The sequence below is a fragment of the Hyphomonas sp. TMED31 genome, from assembly GCF_002172815.1.
In the GTDB taxonomy this organism is placed as follows: domain Bacteria; phylum Pseudomonadota; class Alphaproteobacteria; order Caulobacterales; family Hyphomonadaceae; genus Hyphomonas; species Hyphomonas atlantica.
The window spans coordinates 1-17,875 of sequence record NZ_NHCK01000040.1 but is presented as its reverse complement, the minus strand read 5'-3'; the positions used below and the strand labels follow the sequence as shown (position 1 = coordinate 17,875).

Genomic DNA, 17,875 nt, shown 5'->3' with positions numbered 1-17,875 from the left:
GAATTATCGCGGCATGGCCGCCATGAGAGAGACTGAAGATGACCAAAGGCTTGGTAACTGTTTTCGGCGGGTCGGGGTTTATCGGTCGCTATGCTGCCCGTGAACTCGTGAAAAAGGGCTGGCGTGTGCGCGTTGCGTGTCGCCATGTGAATACGGCGGGTGATGTTCGCCTCGCAGGCCCTCCAGGATGGGTCGATATCGTTCAGGCCAATATCCGCAACCGGGAATCCGTTGATCGCGCGCTGGAAGGCGCCGANGCAGTNGTCAATCTGGTTGGCATCATGTTCGAAAAGGGNGCGCAGACGTTTGAATCCGCTCAACGCGAGGGGACTAAAGTTCTNGGCGCTGCTGCGGCCGAGAAGGGCATCACGCGCTTCGTTCAAGTTTCCGCAATTGGCGCGGACGCCGATTCTGATGCAGACTATGCGCGGACGAAAGCTGAAGCCGAAGCGGCCGTGCGCGAAGCCGTGCCAACGGCTACGATTCTGCGTCCTTCCATCGTGTTCGGCCCGGAAGACGAATTCTTCAATCGGTTCGCCGCGATGGCGACGTCACCCATCATGAGCGTGCTGCCGCTGTTGCCTGCGCTTGGCGGTGGGAAGACGCGCTTCCAGCCCGTGTATGCAGGGGATGTGGCTGAAGCGATTGCGACTGCGGTGGATAATGAGGCGGCTGCCGGCAAGACCTACGAATTGGGCGGCCCGCGGACTTACAGCTTCAATGAGCTGTATGACGTGATCTTCTCCACCATCGACAAACGCCGGTTCACAGTGCCGTTGCCCTTTTTCGTGGCCAAGCCGATGGGTTATCTGAGCGCTGCTGTGTGGCGCTACGTNCCACCATTCTCTTGGGGCTTTCTNGGNGATCCGCCGCTGACAGCCGACCAGGTTGAAATGTTGAAAACCGACAATGTGGTGGCCGACGATGCGCTGACCCTGAAGGATCTTGGCATTACTGATCTTGAATCGGTGGAGGCCATCGTGCCGGGCTACCTGTGGCGCTTCCGGGATTATGGCGAGTTCCACAAAGCTTCTGAAGCCTGATCTAGAGCAGCCCGATCATGGGTGAGCCTAGGATCAGGACGGCACCGAGCGCAAAACGGTAGATAACGAAGGGCAGGAAGCTCATTCGGCTGAGCAGTGACATCAGAAACCAGATGGACGCGAGACCGCTGATGAATGAGATGCCCGCAACAACGAGGCCATCCTGAAGCGTCAGGACTGAACTGGCAGGATCAGCGGACATGAGNCCGATGAGGCCATATCCACCGGCCGCCGCCAGTATGGGGGCACCAATCAGCATCGAGAAGCGGGCGGCTTCCGTGCGATCATAGCCCAATGCTCGCGCGGCCGTCATTGTTATGCCCGACCTGCTTGTCCCCGGCAAAATGGCTGCGATGGCCTGCGTGGCACCGATCAGGAATGCGTGCCAGAGCGTCATGTCTTCTTCTGTGCGCGTTCGTGCGCCCTTGGCGTCGGCCCACCAAAGGAGCGCGCCGAACACTATAGTGGTTGCTGCAACCACGTAGATGCTTCGCATTGTCGAGAGCATGCTTTCTGGCAGGAACAATTCGTAGGAAACGGCGACAATCAGGGCGATGGGGGTCGCGACGATGACGGCGGCGGCGAGGCGTGCCCCTTTCGAAAGAGGTGATTTCGAAACGGGTGCGGCGATCAGTTCGAATCCGCCCGCAACGGCATCTGCGACGTCTTTCCTGAAGTAGATGAGCATGGCCAGCAGAGTGCCAATATTTGAGACTGCGTTGATGAGCAGTTCATCCGCAGGACTTGCACTGAAATAGCCTGCTGCAAGCAGAACGTGCCCCGAAGACGAAATCGGCAGCCACTCGGTGGTGCCTTGAAGGAGGGCTATAATGGCAAGCTGCAGGAGTGACATGGCGCGAACCTAGTTGAATTCCGACAGTTTGCACCTAGCCCAATTCGGTAAACCAACCATCAAATCACTACATATCAAAATAATATTAAAATATGAGACTGTTTCTCATATTGAAGTGTTTTCTNCGATTGTGCAGAATTACACATATCGAAACAATATATAAAGCGCGATATACTATTGCGCATAAGGCGCTCACGCCGTAAGCCCGGGCTTCCAAGGTCAGGAGCGCCACTATGGCAGAAAAGATGCTGAAATTCATCAAGGTCGAGCGAAGCATGCCGACAAAGCGATCCGCGACGGATCGCAAGGACGATTTCGATGANATCTATGCAGAGTTCAGCAAGGACAAGGCGAAAGAGCAGGCAACGCGCTGTTCCCAATGCGGCGTTCCATTCTGCCAGCAAGGCTGCCCGCTATCGAANAATATCCCNGACTGGCTGAAACTGGCGGCGGAAGANCGCCTTGAAGAGGCATATCAAGTGTCCTCTGCGACCAATAACATGCCGGAAATCTGTGGCCGCATCTGCCCGCAGGATCGTTTGTGCGAAGGNATTTGTACAATCGAGCAGTCCGGTCATGGCACGGTGACAATCGGCTCGATCGAGAAATANATNACNGACAATGCNTGGGAGCAGGGCTGGGTAACTCCTATCAAGCCACCNCGGGAGCGGGCTCAATCGGCAGGCATTATNGGCGCTGGCCCGGCGGGTCTGGCGGCGGCGGAACAGCTGCGCCGCAANGGCTACCANGTTGTCGTGTNTGATGCGTATGATCGCGGGGGTGGTCTGCTGGTCTACGGTATTCCGGGCTTCAAGCTTGAGAAAGATGTCGTCGAGCGTCGCATCAAACGGCTGGAAGATTCCGGCATCGCGTTCAAGTTCAATACGCGCGTTGGGGAGACTGTTTCTCTTGCGACCCTGCGCGAAGAACATGACACGGTTCTGATCGCGACCGGCGTGTACCAGGCGAAGGACCTGAAATGCCCCGGTAGTGGCAATGAAGGCGTTTTCCCGGCGCTGGAATACCTGACCGCTTCCAATCGCAAGAATTTTGGCGACGCTGTCCCAGCCTATGATGATGGGACCCTGAACGCCGATGGGAAAAGAGTTGTGGTGATCGGAGGCGGCGATACCGCAATGGACTGTGTCCGGACTGCCATTCGCCAAGGGGCAAAGAGCGTCACGTGCCTCTATCGCCGGGACCGCGCCAACATGCCGGGGAGCCAACGGGAAGTGGCGAACGCAGAAGAAGAGGGTGTCACGTTCGAATGGCTCGCGTCACCGGAGGCAATTCTCGATACAAAAGCCGGCAAGCTGAAAGCCGTGCGGGCTAGCCGCATGAAACTGGGTGAGCCTGATGCGTCCGGTCGCCAGTCTCCGGTGAAGACCGGTGAAACCTTTGACCTGAAGGCCGACATGGTCATCAAGGCGCTTGGCTTTGATCCGGAAGACCTGCCTGAGCTGTTTGGAGAAGAGACGCTGACCGTGAACCGTTGGGGCGCGGTGCGGGTCGATTACGCCACAATGGAAACCAGCCTGCCGGGTGTTTACGCCGCGGGCGATATCGTACGCGGAGCATCGCTCGTCGTTTGGGCCATCAAGGATGGCCGTGACGCAGCGGACGCAATGCACAAGGCGATGAAAGCACAAGAGCGCGCCTCTAAAGTGGCGGCGGAGTAAATACATGTCAGATTATGTAAAGCAGTATGAAGCCAACCGTCAGCGCTTGATCGACGGCCATGCTTATGACCCCGAGTTCGAACACGATGCGTGTGGCGTTGGCCTGGTGGCTGCGTTGGATGGCAAGCCGCGCCGCGAAATCGTTGAGATGGGCATCGAGGCTCTGAAAAATGTCTGGCACCGCGGAGCAGTGGATGCTGACGGCAAGACAGGCGATGGCGCCGGTATTCGCGTGGAAGTGCCTCAGGATTTCTTCCGGGAGCATGTCACGCGCACGGGCCATAACCCAACAGATGACCCGATCTGTGTTGGCCAGATCTTCTTGCCACGAACGGATTTTGCAGCGCAGGAAGCTGCGCGGACATTGGTGGAGACTGAAGTCCTGCATTTCGGCTTCTACATCTATGGTTGGCGTCAGCCGCCGGTCGATGTGACCGTTATCGGTCAGAAGGCGAAAGACACACGCCCGGCAATCGAACAGATCATGTTCCGTGACGCGATGGGACGCAGCCCCGAAGACCTGGAGCGTGCGCTTTATATCTGCCGCCGGCGGATTGAACGCCGTGCCCGCGAAGCGGCCATTCCATCTTTCTACGTTTGTTCGCTCAGCCACTCGTCCCTGATCTACAAGGGCATGTTCCTTGCTCAGGATATCGACAATTTTTATCTGGATCTGAAAGACGAACGTTTCGTCTCTGCCTTCGCAATTTATCACCAGCGCTACTCGACCAACACCTTTCCCCAATGGTCATTGGCACAGCCCTTCCGAATGATTGCGCATAATGGCGAGATCAATACGGTTCGCGGCAACAAGAACTGGATGAAGAGCCATGAAATCCGCATGGTGTCCGAGGCATTTGGTGGCCATGTCGACGACGTGAAGCCGGTTATTCCGGATGGCACATCAGATTCCGGGGCATTGGATGCAGTCTTCGAAATCCTCTGTAAATCGGGGCGCTCAGCTCCGATGGCAAAAGCCATGCTTATTCCTGAAGCTTGGTCCAAACGCGATTCCGTGATGCCCACGTCGCATCAGGCTCTGTACGATTACTGCAATTCCGTGATGGAGCCGTGGGACGGCCCGGCTGGCATCGCGGCTTATGATGGCCGTTGGGCAATCGCTGGCCTTGATCGGAATGGTCTGCGCCCTCTGCGCTATGCGTTGACGGCGGACGGTATTCTGGCTGTCGGGTCGGAAGCTGGCATGTGTCCGCTTGGCGATCACGAAGTGACGAAGCGCGGCCTGATTCAGGCCGGCGGCATGATTGCGGCGGACCTCAAGACCGGCAAATTCTATGAGCATGGTGAGCTTGTAGACCTGCTGGCGGGCAAGGCGCCTTACGAAGACTGGCTCAAGGCTGTCACAGAACTCGAGCCGGAAATCGGACCAGGGCCCGAGCCACTGATGTTCAACAAGGAAGACCTGCTGCGACGTCAGACCGCGGCGGGATACACGCTTGAGACGTTGGAGCTCATCCTGTCGCCGATGGCAGAGGGTGGCAAGGAGGCCATCGGTTCTATGGGTGATGACACGGCGACAGCCGTGCTGTCATACTCCTATCGCCCAATGAGTCATTTCTTCAGGCAGAATTTCAGCCAGGTGACAAACCCGCCTGTTGACCCGCTGCGTGAAGAACGCGTCATGAGCTTGAAGACCCGCTTCAAGAATCTCGGAAACGTGCTGGACACGGATAAATCCCAGCAGGAAGTGTTTGTGCTGGAGAGCCCGGTTCTCACCAACGGGATGTATGACCGGTTGATCGATCGGCTGGGTGTCGGGACCGCAGAAATCGACTGTACGTTCGACGAGTCTGATGCGGCCGGCGACGGCACAGCTCTCAAGAACGCCCTCAGCCGTATCCGTCAGGAAGCGGAAGATGCGGTACGTGAAGGTCGTGAGCACATCATTCTGACCGATCAGCATCAGTCTGCTGATAAGATCGCCATCCCGATGATCCTTGCGACGGGCGCGGTTCACTCTCATCTCGTAGCCCAGGGTCTACGGACGTTCTGCTCCATCACGGTGCGGTCTGCAGAGTGTCTCGACACGCATTATTTTGCGGTTCTGATTGGTGTCGGTGCGACTTGCGTGAACGCTTATCTGGCGCAAGATATCATCGCCGACCGCCAAGCAAGAGGGCTGTTCGGGGATCTCGATCTCAATGAATGCGTGCTGAACTTCAAGAAAGCCATCGAGGGCGGGTTGTTGAAGATCATGTCCAAGATGGGCATTTCCGTAATCTCGTCTTATCGCGGTGGCTATAATTTCGAGGCATTGGGTCTCTCCCGCGCACTCGTGGCGGACTACTTCCCAGGCATGAGCAGCCGGATTTCCGGGCTCGGGCTTGCGGGCCTTGAAGAGAATGCTCTCGTCAGACACGAGGCCGCATTCGATGAGGACGTGGTTTCGCTTCCCGTGGGTGGCTTTTACCGCTTGCGTGCATCCGAAGAGCCGCATGCCTTGGATGGAAATCTGATCCATACGCTTCAGGCTGCGTGTGACCGCGGCGATTATTCCATCTATCGCAAATATGTGGAGGCTGTTCACTCGCGCGACCCGATTCAATTGCGTGACTTGCTGGACTTCAAGCCTGCCGGGGCGCCGGTTCCGGTATCCAGCGTTCAGTCGATTAATGAGATTCGCAAGCGCTTCGTGACACCGGGCATGTCTTTGGGCGCCCTCAGTCCGGAAGCGCACGGTACGTTGAATGTTGCCATGAACCGTATCGGCGCGAAATCCGTTTCCGGGGAAGGCGGCGAAGACCGTGCGAGGTTCCGTCCTCTTCCAAATGGCGACAATATGAATTCTGCAGTCAAGCAGGTCGCATCTGGTCGATTTGGTGTGACGGCGGAATATCTGAACCAATGCCGAGAAATCGAGATCAAGATCGCCCAGGGTGCGAAGCCGGGTGAAGGCGGCCAGCTGCCTGGCTTCAAGGTGACGGAACTCATCGCGAAACTTCGCCACGCAACGCCGGGCGTTACGCTGATTTCGCCACCGCCGCATCATGATATCTATTCGATCGAAGACCTCGCGCAGCTGATCTATGATCTCAAGCAGATCAACCCAGAGGCACGTGTCTGCGTGAAGCTGGTTGCCCAATCGGGTGTCGGCACGGTTGCCGCCGGGGTTGCGAAGGCAAAGGCAGATGTCATTCTGATTGCAGGCGGAATTGGTGGTACCGGTGCAAGCCCTCAGACCTCGATCAAATATGCGGGCCTGCCTTGGGAGCTTGGCCTGGCTGAAGGGCACCAGATCCTGTCGCTCAACAATCTGCGCAACAAGGTGACGCTCAGGACAGATGGTGGCCTGCGCACCGGCCGGGATATTGTGATTGCGGCCATGTTGGGTGCGGAAGAATACGGTATCGGCACGGCCGCGCTCGTCGCCATAGGCTGCATCATGGTCCGCCAATGTCATTCGAACACATGCCCGGTTGGCGTTTGTGTTCAGGATGAAGCTCTGCGTGCGCACTTTACCGGGTCTCCGGATAAAGTCGTTAATTTGATGAGCTTCATCGCCGAAGACGTGCGCGAAATTCTGGCATCTCTCGGCCTGAAATCGCTGGATGAAGCGATCGGACGGACAGATCTGCTGACTCAGGTCAGCCGTGGTTCCACGCATCTGGACGATCTCGATCTCAACCCGCTTCTGGTGCAGGTCGATACAGAAACGCCGGTCATCTATCAGCCGAATCGTCGAGAAGAAGTTCCGGATACGCTGGATGCCCAGATCCTGCGCGATGCCGAACCATTCTTCGAACGTGGCGAGAAAATGCAGCTGGAATACGGCGTTCAGAATACGATGCGCGGTATTGGCGCGCGGTCGAGCTCTGCCATCACGCGCAAGTTCGGTATGCAAGCCTTGCCCGAAGGCCGCCTGCATATCCGCCTTGAAGGCTCAGCAGGCCAGTCACTCGGTGCGTTTTCCGTACAGGGTCTTTTGCTGGAAGTCATTGGCGATGCGAACGACTATGTGGGCAAAGGTTTGTCAGGAGCCTCCATCGTTGTCTCTCCACGGCCGAAGGAGCGCAATCGCGCCGGTGATGCGATCATCGGGAATACCTGTCTCTATGGCGCGACGGCTGGCAAGCTGTTCGCGGCTGGGACGGCGGGTGTTCGCTTCGCGGTTCGAAACTCCGGTGCTGTGACGGTCATCGAAGGCTGTGGCGCAAACGGTTGTGAGTACATGACAGGCGGAAAGGCCGTCATTCTTGGGCCGGTTGGTGACAATTTCGGCGCCGGTATGACGGGTGGAACGGCTTATATCTGGGATCCGGACAATCAGTTTGAGAAGATGGCCAACCCGGAAGCCATTGATTGGTATCCGCTTGCCGAGATGAAAGCGGATCATATCGCTGAAGCGAAGGCCCTCATCGAAGAACATTTCAAGCGGACCAAATCTCTGCGTGCGAAGGACCTGCTCGAGAATTGGGAAACAACGACCCGAGAGATCTTGATGATCGTGCCAAAGGAAATTGCGCATCTTCTGTTGGGCGACACGAAGCCCAAGTCCAGGAAGAAAGCACTGGCATAGGCCTGATGAAAAAGCCCCCGGAGCGATCCGGGGGCTTTTTCGCTATTGAGGTTTCTTCCGCCGTATCCGGGGCCAGACCAGTTTGAGCCAGATCCATAGGAAGACACCGATCAGGATCAACCACGGCAGCCCGACCGCAAAGGCAGTGATTACGGCGGCGAGGGCGCTGGATAGATTGTAGAAGAAGTCTCCAAACGCATTTCCAATTGGCGAGAGTGCACTTTGAGAAACTGGATTGCGTTTTGTCTCGTAGTTCACGCTGAGCTGGCTCATGTTCACGCGCAACATCAATGCTTTGAGCGAAGATTTCAGAGAGTCGATCTCACCATTCACCCTTGCCAGTTCCCGCTCGGTCGCCAGAAGGTCGCCGAGTTCTCCGTCTCGATTGGCGAGCAATTCCTCCAGACGTTTTTGCAAAGTCTGCTGAGCATTCAGCCGGGCGTCGGTGTCAATAATGGAAACGGTGAGGTCTTCAGCCGTCGTCTGGCGGTTCGTGACGTCTCCGTTCGCCTGCTCGGCTTCTTCGTCAATGCCGTTGAGGAATGTTTCTATCCAGTCAGGTGTCGCGCGTAGTTGGAGCGATCCAGAGGCCTCATCTTCGGAATAGGTGTTGAACCAGGAGTTTGTGACGATGCAGACGGATGGTCCTGCGGCGTTGCAGGCGGCTACATGCCCCTGCATCACTGGTTCAATCTGTTTGACTGGCAGGCGCAGTCCGAGGGAATGCGAATAGGCAATGTATTGTTGCGCAACGTCGTCAACTGGCGCGCCATCGGTGCCCGATTTGGAGAAGGCCTCGCCCACGGCCATGTCCTGCTCCATCATCGGAGCAGCTGCCGGGGCAGACATTCTGGAGCGTTCGATTGGCTCCCCGCTTGGCCCGCCGCATGCCGCGAGCAAGAGCGCTGCGGCTGTGAATGTTGGTATCTTGAGTTTCATCTGGTCCCTCCACGTCCGTGCGGACTTCCACATGAAACCAGCAAAATGGCAAGATCAGGTTGGAAATCAGGCAGGGTGTCAGGGACGAAACCCAATGCGTCTTTCTCCGGGCTCCAGCGTTCGCCAGGCGTGGTGGATAAAGTCCACGAGTAGGGGGCGCGTATCGCGCGGGTCGATGATTTCCTCAGCATAGAAAGACTCTGCCGTGCGGAAGGGTGACCGGATCGCGTCGAACTTCTTGTAGAGCTGGGCTTTCAGAGCTTCGGGGTCTTTGGCTTCGGCCAGTTCCTTGCGGAACGCCGCTTCGATGCCGCCTGCCATGGGCAAGCTGCCCCAGTCACCGCTCGGCCAGCAATAGCGCCATTTGGTACGGCTCTGGTTCATCATGGCAGACCCGGCCAAGCCGTAGGCCTTGCGGATAACCACAGAGCAGACAGGAACGTCTGCCTGATAGATCGCGGTCATGGCACGCACGCCGGCGCGGGTAACGCCCGCCGTTTCCGCCTTCACGCCGACCGCAAAGCCGGGACAATCCACGAAGTGGACGACGGGCAGGTGGAACTGCGAACACAGATCCATATGGCGCGCGACCTTGTCGCAAACATCCGCCGTCCAGGCACCATCAAGGAAAAATGGGTCGCCAGCGAGAATGCCGACTGGATACCCGTCCAGCCGCGCGAAACCGCAAACGATACCGCGGCCCCAATCATGGCCGATTTCGAAGAAGCTGCCCTTGTCGACTGTCGCCTCGACGATCTTGCGCGGCTTGTAGGGTGTCTTGCCATCTGTTGGGACGATGGAGATCAGACTTTCTTCGCGTCGGTCGGGGGTATCCTTCGGCTGTTCCCGTTCCGGAAGTTCGTGCACGGAGGCTGGGAGATAGGACAGGAAGCGACGGGCTGTTTCGAACGCCTCGGCTTCCGAATTCACCACATTGTCGACGGTTCCGTTCTGCCCCTGGATTTTCCAACCACCCATTTCTTCCTTGGTGACATCTTCCCCAAGCGCAATGGCAACTGGCGGGCCAGCAACGAATACCTGGCTCAGCTCTTTCACCATGACAGAAAAATGGCTGGCGGCGACCCGGCCTGCGCCCATACCAGCACACGGGCCTAGCGCGAGGGAGACGAACGGAACCTGTGTCAGACCGTGAGTGATTTCGTTCCAGCCTGGTGTCTCCGGGATGTATGTGCGCGGATCCTTTTCCAGCATCTTTACCGATCCGCCGCCGCCCGTGCCGTCAATCATCTGCACCAGAGGCAGGCGGTATTCGGCTGCCATCTTGATGGCCTGCACCATCTTTTGCCAGATTGATGCATCAGCGGCCCCGCCGCGGACGGTGAAATCATCGGCCAGAATGACCGTGGATTTCCCGTTCAACTGCGCTCGACCCATAACTGAGTTCGAGGGCGTAAAATGCTCCAATTCGTCGTCTGCGCCATAGGTTGCATTGCCAGCGATCTTGCCGATTTCGTGAAAGCTGCCGGGATCGGCCAGGAACGCGACCCGCTCGCGGACCGTCAGTTTTCCGCGTCCTCGTTGTCGGGATACGGGCTCTTCGCCGCCCATTTTCTCTGCCAGCCGCTCGCGCCGACGCAATTCTTCAATCGATTTTTGCCAACTCATGCGCGTGAATTTCCATGCTTCCGCTACGCTAGGTCAAGCGGATTTCAAAACCTGAGCAATTCTCCGATTCCCCGCAACAGCTGAATCAAATCAAGGAAATGTCGCCGTTGAAGTCTTGCCATTCGCTGTCAGGATCGGCTTTATCGCCTCAAGTCCATTCAAGGAGGATTTCAATGGATCTCGCAGAACTTACTTCGAAAGCCGACTCCGCAGTCGAGGCTGGCGGCGACTTCACCAAGAAGGTGAAATTCGATTTCGGTGACGCTGGCAAGCTGTTCATCGACGGCGTGGCCGGCAAGGCCGACAATTCCGACTCAGACGCCGACGCCACCATCAAGGTCAATTGGGACGACTTCGTGAAGATTTCCGAAGGTGCCATGGACCCGACAATGGCCTTCATGCAGGGCAAGCTGAAAGTTGAAGGTGACATGTCTGTCGCCATGCAGCTGCAGAACCTGATGAAGAAGTTCAGCTAATCACGCTGAAACGAACTTGATCTCAGTGGCCGTCCGGGGAAACCTTGGGCGGCCTCTTTATATTTGGATGCTTTGCATGACGACGGCCCCTCACATCCTCGACGATTCCTTCGTTCTGATCCCGGGAAATCCTCCGCCGGATGGCGCAGAGATTGTCTGGTTCAAGGGAAGTGGCGGGCGCAATCTAAGAGCGTGTATCGCGCCAGCCCTGTCTGCATCGAATCCTCGCGGTACGGTGATCGTTTGTCCGGGGCGAACGGAATTCATCGAGAAATACTTCGAGGTCGGGCGCGAGTTACAGGAGATGGGCTTTGCCGTTGTCATCCTGGACTGGCCGGGCCAGGGCCTGTCGGAGCGATTGCTGGACGATACGAAGAAGGGACACATTGACCGGTTCGAGACGTTCATGGGGGCGCTTGCGAACGGTCTGGAAAGTCTTCAAGAGCGGCTGCCGCGGCCTCATGTTTCGCTCGCGCACTCCATGGGCGGTGCGATCGCGCTGGCGACCATTTCGCAGGGATTGGTCAAGGTCGATGCGGCGGCATTCTGCGCACCCATGTGGGGGCTGAAGTCACGTTTTCTTGGAATGCGATATCTCGTCTGGGCCATGCGCGCGACGGGGCGCGCCGGTGACTACGCTATCCAGCCCGGACCGCCGGAAACATTCGAAACCAATATTGTGACCCATGACAAGAAACATTGGGAAATGCAGCGCGCTCTGATCGAGGCGCGACCGGATCTGGAGCTTGGCCCCGTGACCTGGGGATGGCTTGGCGCATCGCTGAACATTCTCGATACATTCACAAAGCCGAAGACGTTGCAGCAAGTAACCATTCCGGTGTTTGTCGCGTCCGCTGAAGAAGAGCAACTTGTCGACAATGCGTCACATGAGAAGATTTGCGCCAAGCTGCCAGATTGCGAACATGTGGTCGTCGAAGGGGCGATGCATGAAATTCTAATGGAAACCGAAGACCGTAGACAGGAGTTCTGGGAGGGTTTCCACCGCCTGCTGAAGCGCGCGGATATATAAAAGCGAGGAAATCCAATGCCAGTTCTGTCTCTATCACGCATCTTGAGTTTCTGGGCAGAGCAGCAGCCCGACCGTGTTGCCATCGATCACGAAGGCGACGCCATTTCATGGGCAGATCTGGACGCCTCCACGAACCGGTTGGCACGCGCATATGAAGCCTTGGGTGTGAAACAGGACGATTTCGTCACCATTGCCCTGCCGAACAGTATTGAGTTTTTCTCGGCCTGTTTCGCAGTCTGGAAACTGGGCGCAACACCGCAGCCTATTTCCGCGAAGCTTCCCAGACATGAGCGCGACCAGATCATTGAGCTTGGCAAACCATCGCTGATCATAGGCGTTCAGCCGGGAGAATATGAAGGGACGCCGTCCGTGCCACTGGGCTTTGAACCGGATGCCGCCGTCTCTGACGACGCGCTACCAGAGCGCACAGCTGCCTCACTCAAGGCCATGACCAGTGGTGGATCTACTGGTCGCCCCAAATTGATCGTGTCGGCCCAGCCTGCAGCGTGGGATACGGAGCTTCCTTTTCTGGAAATCCAGCAGCAGGGTGCAATGCTGGTCCCGGGGCCGCTCTATCATAACGGGCCCTTTGTCTGGGCCATGACGGCTTTGTTCCGAGGGTGTACTGTAGCCATCACGACGCGTTTCGATGCCGAGAAAACCCTTGAGACGATTGAGCGCGTCCAGATCGACATTGTGTACATGGTGCCGACGATGATGCGCCGAATCTGGTCGCTGCCAGAAGACGTCCGTACAAAGTATGACATATCTTGTCTGAAGACGCTCTGGCATCTTGCTGCGCCATGCCCTGCCTGGCTGAAGGAGTGTTTCATCGATTGGCTCGGAGCAGAGGTCATTTGGGAACTCTATGCCGGAACGGAAGGGCAGGGCACAACCATGATCCGGGGTGATGAATGGCTGGAGCACAAGGGCTCCGTCGGTCGACCGGTTGAGGCATGTGAGATCAAGATCGTCGATGAGACTGGGCAAGCTGTGCCCGCGGGCGAGGTTGGTGAAGTTTTCCTGCGCCCCCTGACGGGGCAGGGTTCCACCTACCGATACATCGGCGCGGAAGCAAAAGCGATTGATGGCGGCTGGGAGAGTTTGGGCGATCTTGGCTGGATGGATGCTGATGGATATCTCTATCTCACAGATCGACTGTCCGACATGATCCTTTCCGGCGGTGCAAACATTTATCCGGCCGAAGTCGAGGCCGCGATTGATGCCTATCCCGGTGTGCGATCTTCGGCCGTCATCGGCTTGCCGGATGAGGATATGGGCGCGCGTCTCCATGCGATTATCGACCGGCCAGACGGCGCGGTTGATGACGCATCCATGCTTGCGCATCTGAACGAGCATCTTGTTCGCTACAAAATTCCTAAGAGTTTTGAATTCGTGTCTGACCCGGTTCGGGACGATGCCGGGAAAGTCCGGCGCAAGGCCTTGAGGGAAGCGCGGCTGACAGCTTGACCGAAACGGATTTCCCGGATCGCTTGACTTCCGTAGCGGAGGCATAGCTCCCCTGTTGAAAATTCAGGAGGAGACCAAGATGAAAGTTGCTGCCGTCAAGAAGCCCGGAGGCCCCGGCAATCTGGTGATTGAAGACCGTCCAGACCCGAAGCCGAAGGCCGGAGAGATCCTTGTTCGTATTCATGCGAGCAGTTTGAACTATCACGATTTTGTTGTCGTCATGGGGGGGATCCCCACAGATGATGGACGCATTCCGATGTCGGATGGCGCCGGAGAAGTCGTTGAAGTTGGCGAGGGCGTGACGAAGTACAAGCCCGGTGACAAGGTGCTGTCGCTCTTCTTCCCGAACTGGCAAGCTGGCGAGATCGAAGCCGCTGGCTTTGCAAGTGTTCCCGGAGATGGCGCCGACGGGTGTGGCGCGGAACTTGTCGCTGCGCCGGAAACCGCATTCACGCGTATGCCGGAAGGATACTCTTATCGTGAAGCTGCCACGCTCCCTTGCGCGGCGCTGACGGCATGGCGTGCCCTGATGGTCGAGGCGAAAGTGAAGCCCGGTGATTGGGTTCTGACCCAGGGCACGGGTGGTGTTTCCATCTTTGCACTGCAATTCGCCAAGGCCGCAGGGTGCCGTGTGATTTCGACTTCGTCCTCAGACGTCAAGCTGGAACGCCTGAAGGACTTGGGGGCGGATCACGTTATCAACTACAAGAACACGCCCGACTGGGGGAAGGCGGCAAAGGCGATCACCGGAGGCCGCGGTGTTGATGAGGTCGTCGAGATCGGCGGACCGGGCACACTGGCCCAATCGATTACAGCTTCGCGTCCGGGTGGGCATATCTCCCTCATTGGTGTTTTGACTGGCGTGGCGGGTGAAGTGCCCACCGCCGCTTTGTTCTCCCTGAACATTACCCTGTCCGGCATTACCGTCGGATCCAGGCGGCATCAGGAGGACATGATTGCCGCGATCGAGGCCAATGGCATCAAGCCGGTCCTCGACAAGGACTTCCCGCTTGCCGAAATTGCTGATGCCTTTGCCCATCAGGCAAGCCAGCAGCATTTCGGCAAGATCACGCTGAGTCTCTAGCTCGCTATGTACTGCGCGCCGTTCACGGTCATTGTCGCACCAGTGATGAAGGCGGCTTCATCGCTGGCGAGATAGGCGCACATCGAGGCGATCTCTTCGGCCTTGCCAAGGCGGCCGACAGGGATCGTCGCGATGATCCCCTCAAGGACCTTTTCCGGAACGGCCTGGACCATTTCTGTGTCGATGTATCCGGGGCAGACCGTGTTAACGGTGATGCCCTTTTTAGCACCTTCCTGTGCGAGCGCCTTGCTGAAGCCAATCAGACCGGCCTTGGCGGCGGAATAGTTTGCCTGACCAAACTGGCCCTTCTGACCGTTGATGGATGAGATGTTGATAACGCGGCCCCAGCCGCGCTCACGCATGCCTTCCCAAACCTGACGGGTGACATTGAAGGCGGATGTCAGGTCGATATCCATCACCTGTTGCCATTGTTCGCGGGTCATCTTGTGAAAGGGCGCGTCTCGCGTGACGCCGGCATTGTTGATGACCACATCGACAGGCCCGAGATCCTTTTCGATCTCCGCAAGGCCCGCGCCGACCGCGTCATAGTCAGCCACATCGAACTTGTAACATTTGATGCCCAGCTCTTTCGCGCATTCATCGGCGGCCTGCTGATTGCCCGCAAAATTTGCTGCGACCGCAAAGCCTTTTGCTTTCAGGGTTTCGCTGATTGCGCGACCGATTCCGCGCGTACCGCCAGTAACCAAAGCTACTTTCGCCATAACACATTTCCTCCCGTGTCGTTTGACGCCATCAGCTAGCCATTCCACCGGTGCGATAGCAATAGCGGATTGGTCACGGGCAATTTTTGTGCAAGACTTGCTGCATAGCACAATAATTGCTTCGACGAATTGAGAAGCAGAGGGCAGGACATGGCCAAGGGAAACGGATCAGACGATCTGATCATCATCAAGAAATACGCGAACCGTCGACTCTACGACACGTCGACTTCCTCTTACGTGACGCTCGACCATCTCTCGGAACTTGTCCGCGAAGGGCGCGACTTTGAAGTGCGCGATGCAAAGTCCGGAGAGGATCTGACGCGTCAGGTCCTGACGCAGATCATCTTCGAGAACGAGACGAAGGGCGAAGGGGCTTTGCCATTGAATTTCCTGCGCCAGTTGATCGGCTTCTATGGTGGCGGCGCGCAGGCTTTCCTGCCGTCCTATCTGGAGATGTCGATGAACAGCTTCACCGAGGCGCAGAAGGAATGGCGCAAGGCGGCCAATCCGATGAATGCCTTCGAGCAGCAGGCCAAACGAAACATGGCCATGTTCGAAGAGGCGATGAAACTGTTCATGCCGACGCTCAAAAGCGCCGAAAAAGCCGCGCCTGCCGCAAATCCGATGATGGAATACCAGGCCGAGGCGCTGGCCAACATGCAGGCCCAGATGGCCGCGATCCAGAAGCAATTGTCTGACCTCTACAGCAAGGATTGAGGCCGGACGGTAAAAGAGCCCGCGGTGCGGGCTCTCAAAACTGGTTCATTTTGAAACAGGTCTAGATATCGCCCACGCCAAAGTCGCGTCGGGCGGAGACGATCGTGACCACGACGCCTGCCAGCACATCCAGCAACGTCATCGACATCAGGATGAAGAAGGTCGACGTTGCAAAATTCGGCAGCAACAGGAACTGGATCAGGCAGACGATGAAGAGGATCATCGAAACCGCGTGATTGATGATCGTCGCCGTGCCGGTTGAGGTCGACTTCAGGATTTCCAGGAACAGGAAAATCACGGCCAACAGGACAATGGCGTCCCCTTTGGTGAGGACCCATTCGACGCCGGAAATCATCGGCAGGCCGATAAACCGGTCGCTGAGCAGGCCGAGAATCGGCGCTGCATCCGAACGGATGATCTCGCCAAACTCATTCGCCGTTTCTACCGATCCGCCAAATCCGACGGCGAGAAGATTGTAGAGCGCTACCGGAATGACCAGCAGCGGAAAAATTCCGAAGATTGCGCGCATAAAAGACCCCTTTCTGGTTCTGCCGCCAGAGGCGTCATGTCCCCGACGCTTCTGATCCCGCCTTGCGATGGCCGCGCCTGAGATGGCCAATTTGGTTTCGCGATCCATGGCGGACTTACCCGTCCTTCGTCTGCATTAAAAACACGTTTACCGTAATGGTCTGCGTGTGGCGAGCCACTTCTTGGGTGTCAGAAATCCTGGGTCAGGAAAACCCGGAAGGTGGCATCGGGCGACCCGGATGTGACACCGAACAGGGCGCTCGTGCGCAGTGACAGGCTGTCGGTGAGCGGCAGGTCGGCAAATGGGCCGATCTGGTGGCTTTGCTCGGACAGGGGGAGGATATCGCTTGTCCGCCCGAAGGAATTGTAGAGCTCCGCGCCGACATCAATGTCCGGGGCAATCGCCCAGCCGAGGTCGCCGCGCGTTTGCAGGAAGGTGCCAGATTGCCGGTTTGAGCCGGTCTGGACAGTGCCAATCGCCGTGAACCGCGCTGTGAGCGTGTCTGATAGCCGGAACTGGTTCAACCAGTGGAGGGAGACCTGGCCGGGCCGGTCATTGTCGCGCAGCCGGGCGTCAAACCGCAGACCAGACGCCCAGCGCGCACCATCGGGCGTCATCTGCCAGCGCAACTCGGCTTGGGCATAGTCAAAATCAACTGTTTCGGCGTCCGTCTTGCGGGCATGGATCACGCCCCGAACGAGCATACGTCCATTCAGCGCATAGTCGACGTGCACACGTTGAGCCAGACCGTTCGAGTCGGGGTCATAGGCGGCGCGGTACCCTGCGGCTCGTTTCCCTTCGGACACTTCCGGTCCGGAAATGCCGCTGGTGAGTTGAGCTGAGGCGGGCAGGCCGAGGCCCGCCAGGGTGAGGGTAAGCATGAGGAAGACAGTGCGGATCATCATGATTGTATGGCTGTATTGAAAACGTCTTTAAAGATACGAAAATGTGTATTTTCAGCTTCAAAAGACCGCAGGCGTGTCGCTCTCAGCGCCCAAAGCCGGACTGGCCGCAACCATCCGGGTATCTCGTGTTTTCGGCCCCTGATGGAACCGACAGCGCGGCGGGCGCCGTGGCGCTCCGCCTGATGATTTGTATTGGCTACGGAATGGAGCGTTACCGCCCGCCGCGCCGGACAGGGTCTTCAGCGGACACCTCGAAAGGGCCCAA

The 17,875-nt window shown here is 57.5% G+C and carries 14 protein-coding genes; 8 read left to right on the top strand and 6 right to left on the bottom strand.

The genetic code is table 11. The annotated features are described in order from the left end of the window. Positions 1-38 precede the first annotated feature (38 nt). Positions 39-1,043: a complex I NDUFA9 subunit family protein gene (locus CBB91_RS06340; RefSeq protein ID WP_273012897.1), complete on the top strand. Its 1,005-nt coding sequence runs from the start codon at positions 39-41 to the stop codon at positions 1,041-1,043. A gap of 1 nt (position 1,044) precedes the next feature. On the opposite strand, the gene CBB91_RS06335 is transcribed toward CBB91_RS06340, so the two are convergent. Next, positions 1,045-1,896, bottom strand: a complete 852-nt coding sequence (locus CBB91_RS06335) for an undecaprenyl-diphosphate phosphatase (RefSeq protein ID WP_273012895.1) — start codon at positions 1,894-1,896, stop codon at positions 1,045-1,047. A gap of 233 nt (positions 1,897-2,129) precedes the next feature. On the opposite strand from CBB91_RS06335, the gene CBB91_RS06330 reads away from it, so the two are divergent. Further along, positions 2,130-3,575, top strand: a complete 1,446-nt coding sequence (locus CBB91_RS06330; RefSeq protein WP_273012893.1) for an NAD(P)-dependent oxidoreductase — start codon at positions 2,130-2,132, stop codon at positions 3,573-3,575. 4 nt (positions 3,576-3,579) lie between these two features. Further along, on the top strand, positions 3,580-8,112 hold the full coding sequence (gene gltB / locus CBB91_RS06325) for a glutamate synthase large subunit (RefSeq protein ID WP_273012891.1): 4,533 nt from the start codon (positions 3,580-3,582) through the stop codon (positions 8,110-8,112). Between the two features lie 42 nt (positions 8,113-8,154). Here the strand turns inward: gltB and CBB91_RS06320 are convergent, their stop codons facing one another. Next, entirely contained in the window at positions 8,155-9,051 is an 897-nt protein-coding gene (locus CBB91_RS06320; protein WP_273012890.1) for a DUF4349 domain-containing protein, read from the bottom strand. Positions 9,052-9,129: 78 nt separating this feature from the next. Next, positions 9,130-10,677: a carboxyl transferase domain-containing protein gene (locus tag CBB91_RS06315; RefSeq protein ID WP_273012888.1), complete on the bottom strand. Its 1,548-nt coding sequence runs from the start codon at positions 10,675-10,677 to the stop codon at positions 9,130-9,132. 173 nt (positions 10,678-10,850) lie between these two features. On the opposite strand from CBB91_RS06315, the gene CBB91_RS06310 reads away from it, so the two are divergent. The 4 genes from CBB91_RS06310 to CBB91_RS06295 all read left to right on the top strand — a co-directional run bounded on the left by CBB91_RS06310 (position 10,851) and on the right by CBB91_RS06295 (position 14,737). After that, a complete protein-coding gene (locus tag CBB91_RS06310) occupies positions 10,851-11,153 on the top strand; it encodes an SCP2 sterol-binding domain-containing protein (RefSeq protein ID WP_027842057.1) in 303 nt (100 codons plus the stop codon). 76 nt (positions 11,154-11,229) lie between these two features. Then, positions 11,230-12,183 carry an alpha/beta hydrolase gene (locus CBB91_RS06305; RefSeq protein WP_273012886.1) on the top strand — a complete coding sequence of 318 codons (954 nt, stop codon included), beginning with the start codon at positions 11,230-11,232 and terminating at the stop codon, positions 12,181-12,183. A gap of 15 nt (positions 12,184-12,198) precedes the next feature. Further along, a complete protein-coding gene (locus tag CBB91_RS06300) occupies positions 12,199-13,653 on the top strand; it encodes an AMP-binding protein (protein ID WP_273012884.1) in 1,455 nt (484 codons plus the stop codon). A gap of 79 nt (positions 13,654-13,732) precedes the next feature. Continuing rightward, positions 13,733-14,737 carry an NAD(P)-dependent alcohol dehydrogenase gene (locus CBB91_RS06295; protein ID WP_273012882.1) on the top strand — a complete coding sequence of 335 codons (1,005 nt, stop codon included), beginning with the start codon at positions 13,733-13,735 and terminating at the stop codon, positions 14,735-14,737. On the opposite strand, the gene phbB is transcribed toward CBB91_RS06295, so the two are convergent. Then, complete coding sequence (phbB, locus tag CBB91_RS06290) at positions 14,734-15,459, bottom strand: acetoacetyl-CoA reductase (protein WP_273012880.1); 726 nt, start codon at positions 15,457-15,459, stop codon at positions 14,734-14,736. The two genes, CBB91_RS06295 and phbB, sit on opposite strands and share 4 nt — an antisense overlap. 150 nt (positions 15,460-15,609) lie before the next feature. Here phbB and phaR point away from each other — a divergent pair, with 150 nt between their 5' ends. Beyond that, positions 15,610-16,176, top strand: coding sequence for a polyhydroxyalkanoate synthesis repressor PhaR (gene phaR, locus CBB91_RS06285; RefSeq protein ID WP_035549601.1), 567 nt, complete (start codon positions 15,610-15,612; stop codon positions 16,174-16,176). Between the two features lie 61 nt (positions 16,177-16,237). On the opposite strand, the gene CBB91_RS06280 is transcribed toward phaR, so the two are convergent. Together CBB91_RS06280 and CBB91_RS06275 are read right to left on the bottom strand one after the other, a co-directional pair. Then, on the bottom strand, positions 16,238-16,705 hold the full coding sequence (locus CBB91_RS06280; protein WP_035549766.1) for a hypothetical protein: 468 nt from the start codon (positions 16,703-16,705) through the stop codon (positions 16,238-16,240). A 188-nt stretch (positions 16,706-16,893) separates the two neighbouring features. Beyond that, a complete protein-coding gene (locus CBB91_RS06275) occupies positions 16,894-17,610 on the bottom strand; it encodes a hypothetical protein (protein ID WP_345906741.1) in 717 nt (238 codons plus the stop codon). Positions 17,611-17,875 lie beyond the last annotated feature (265 nt).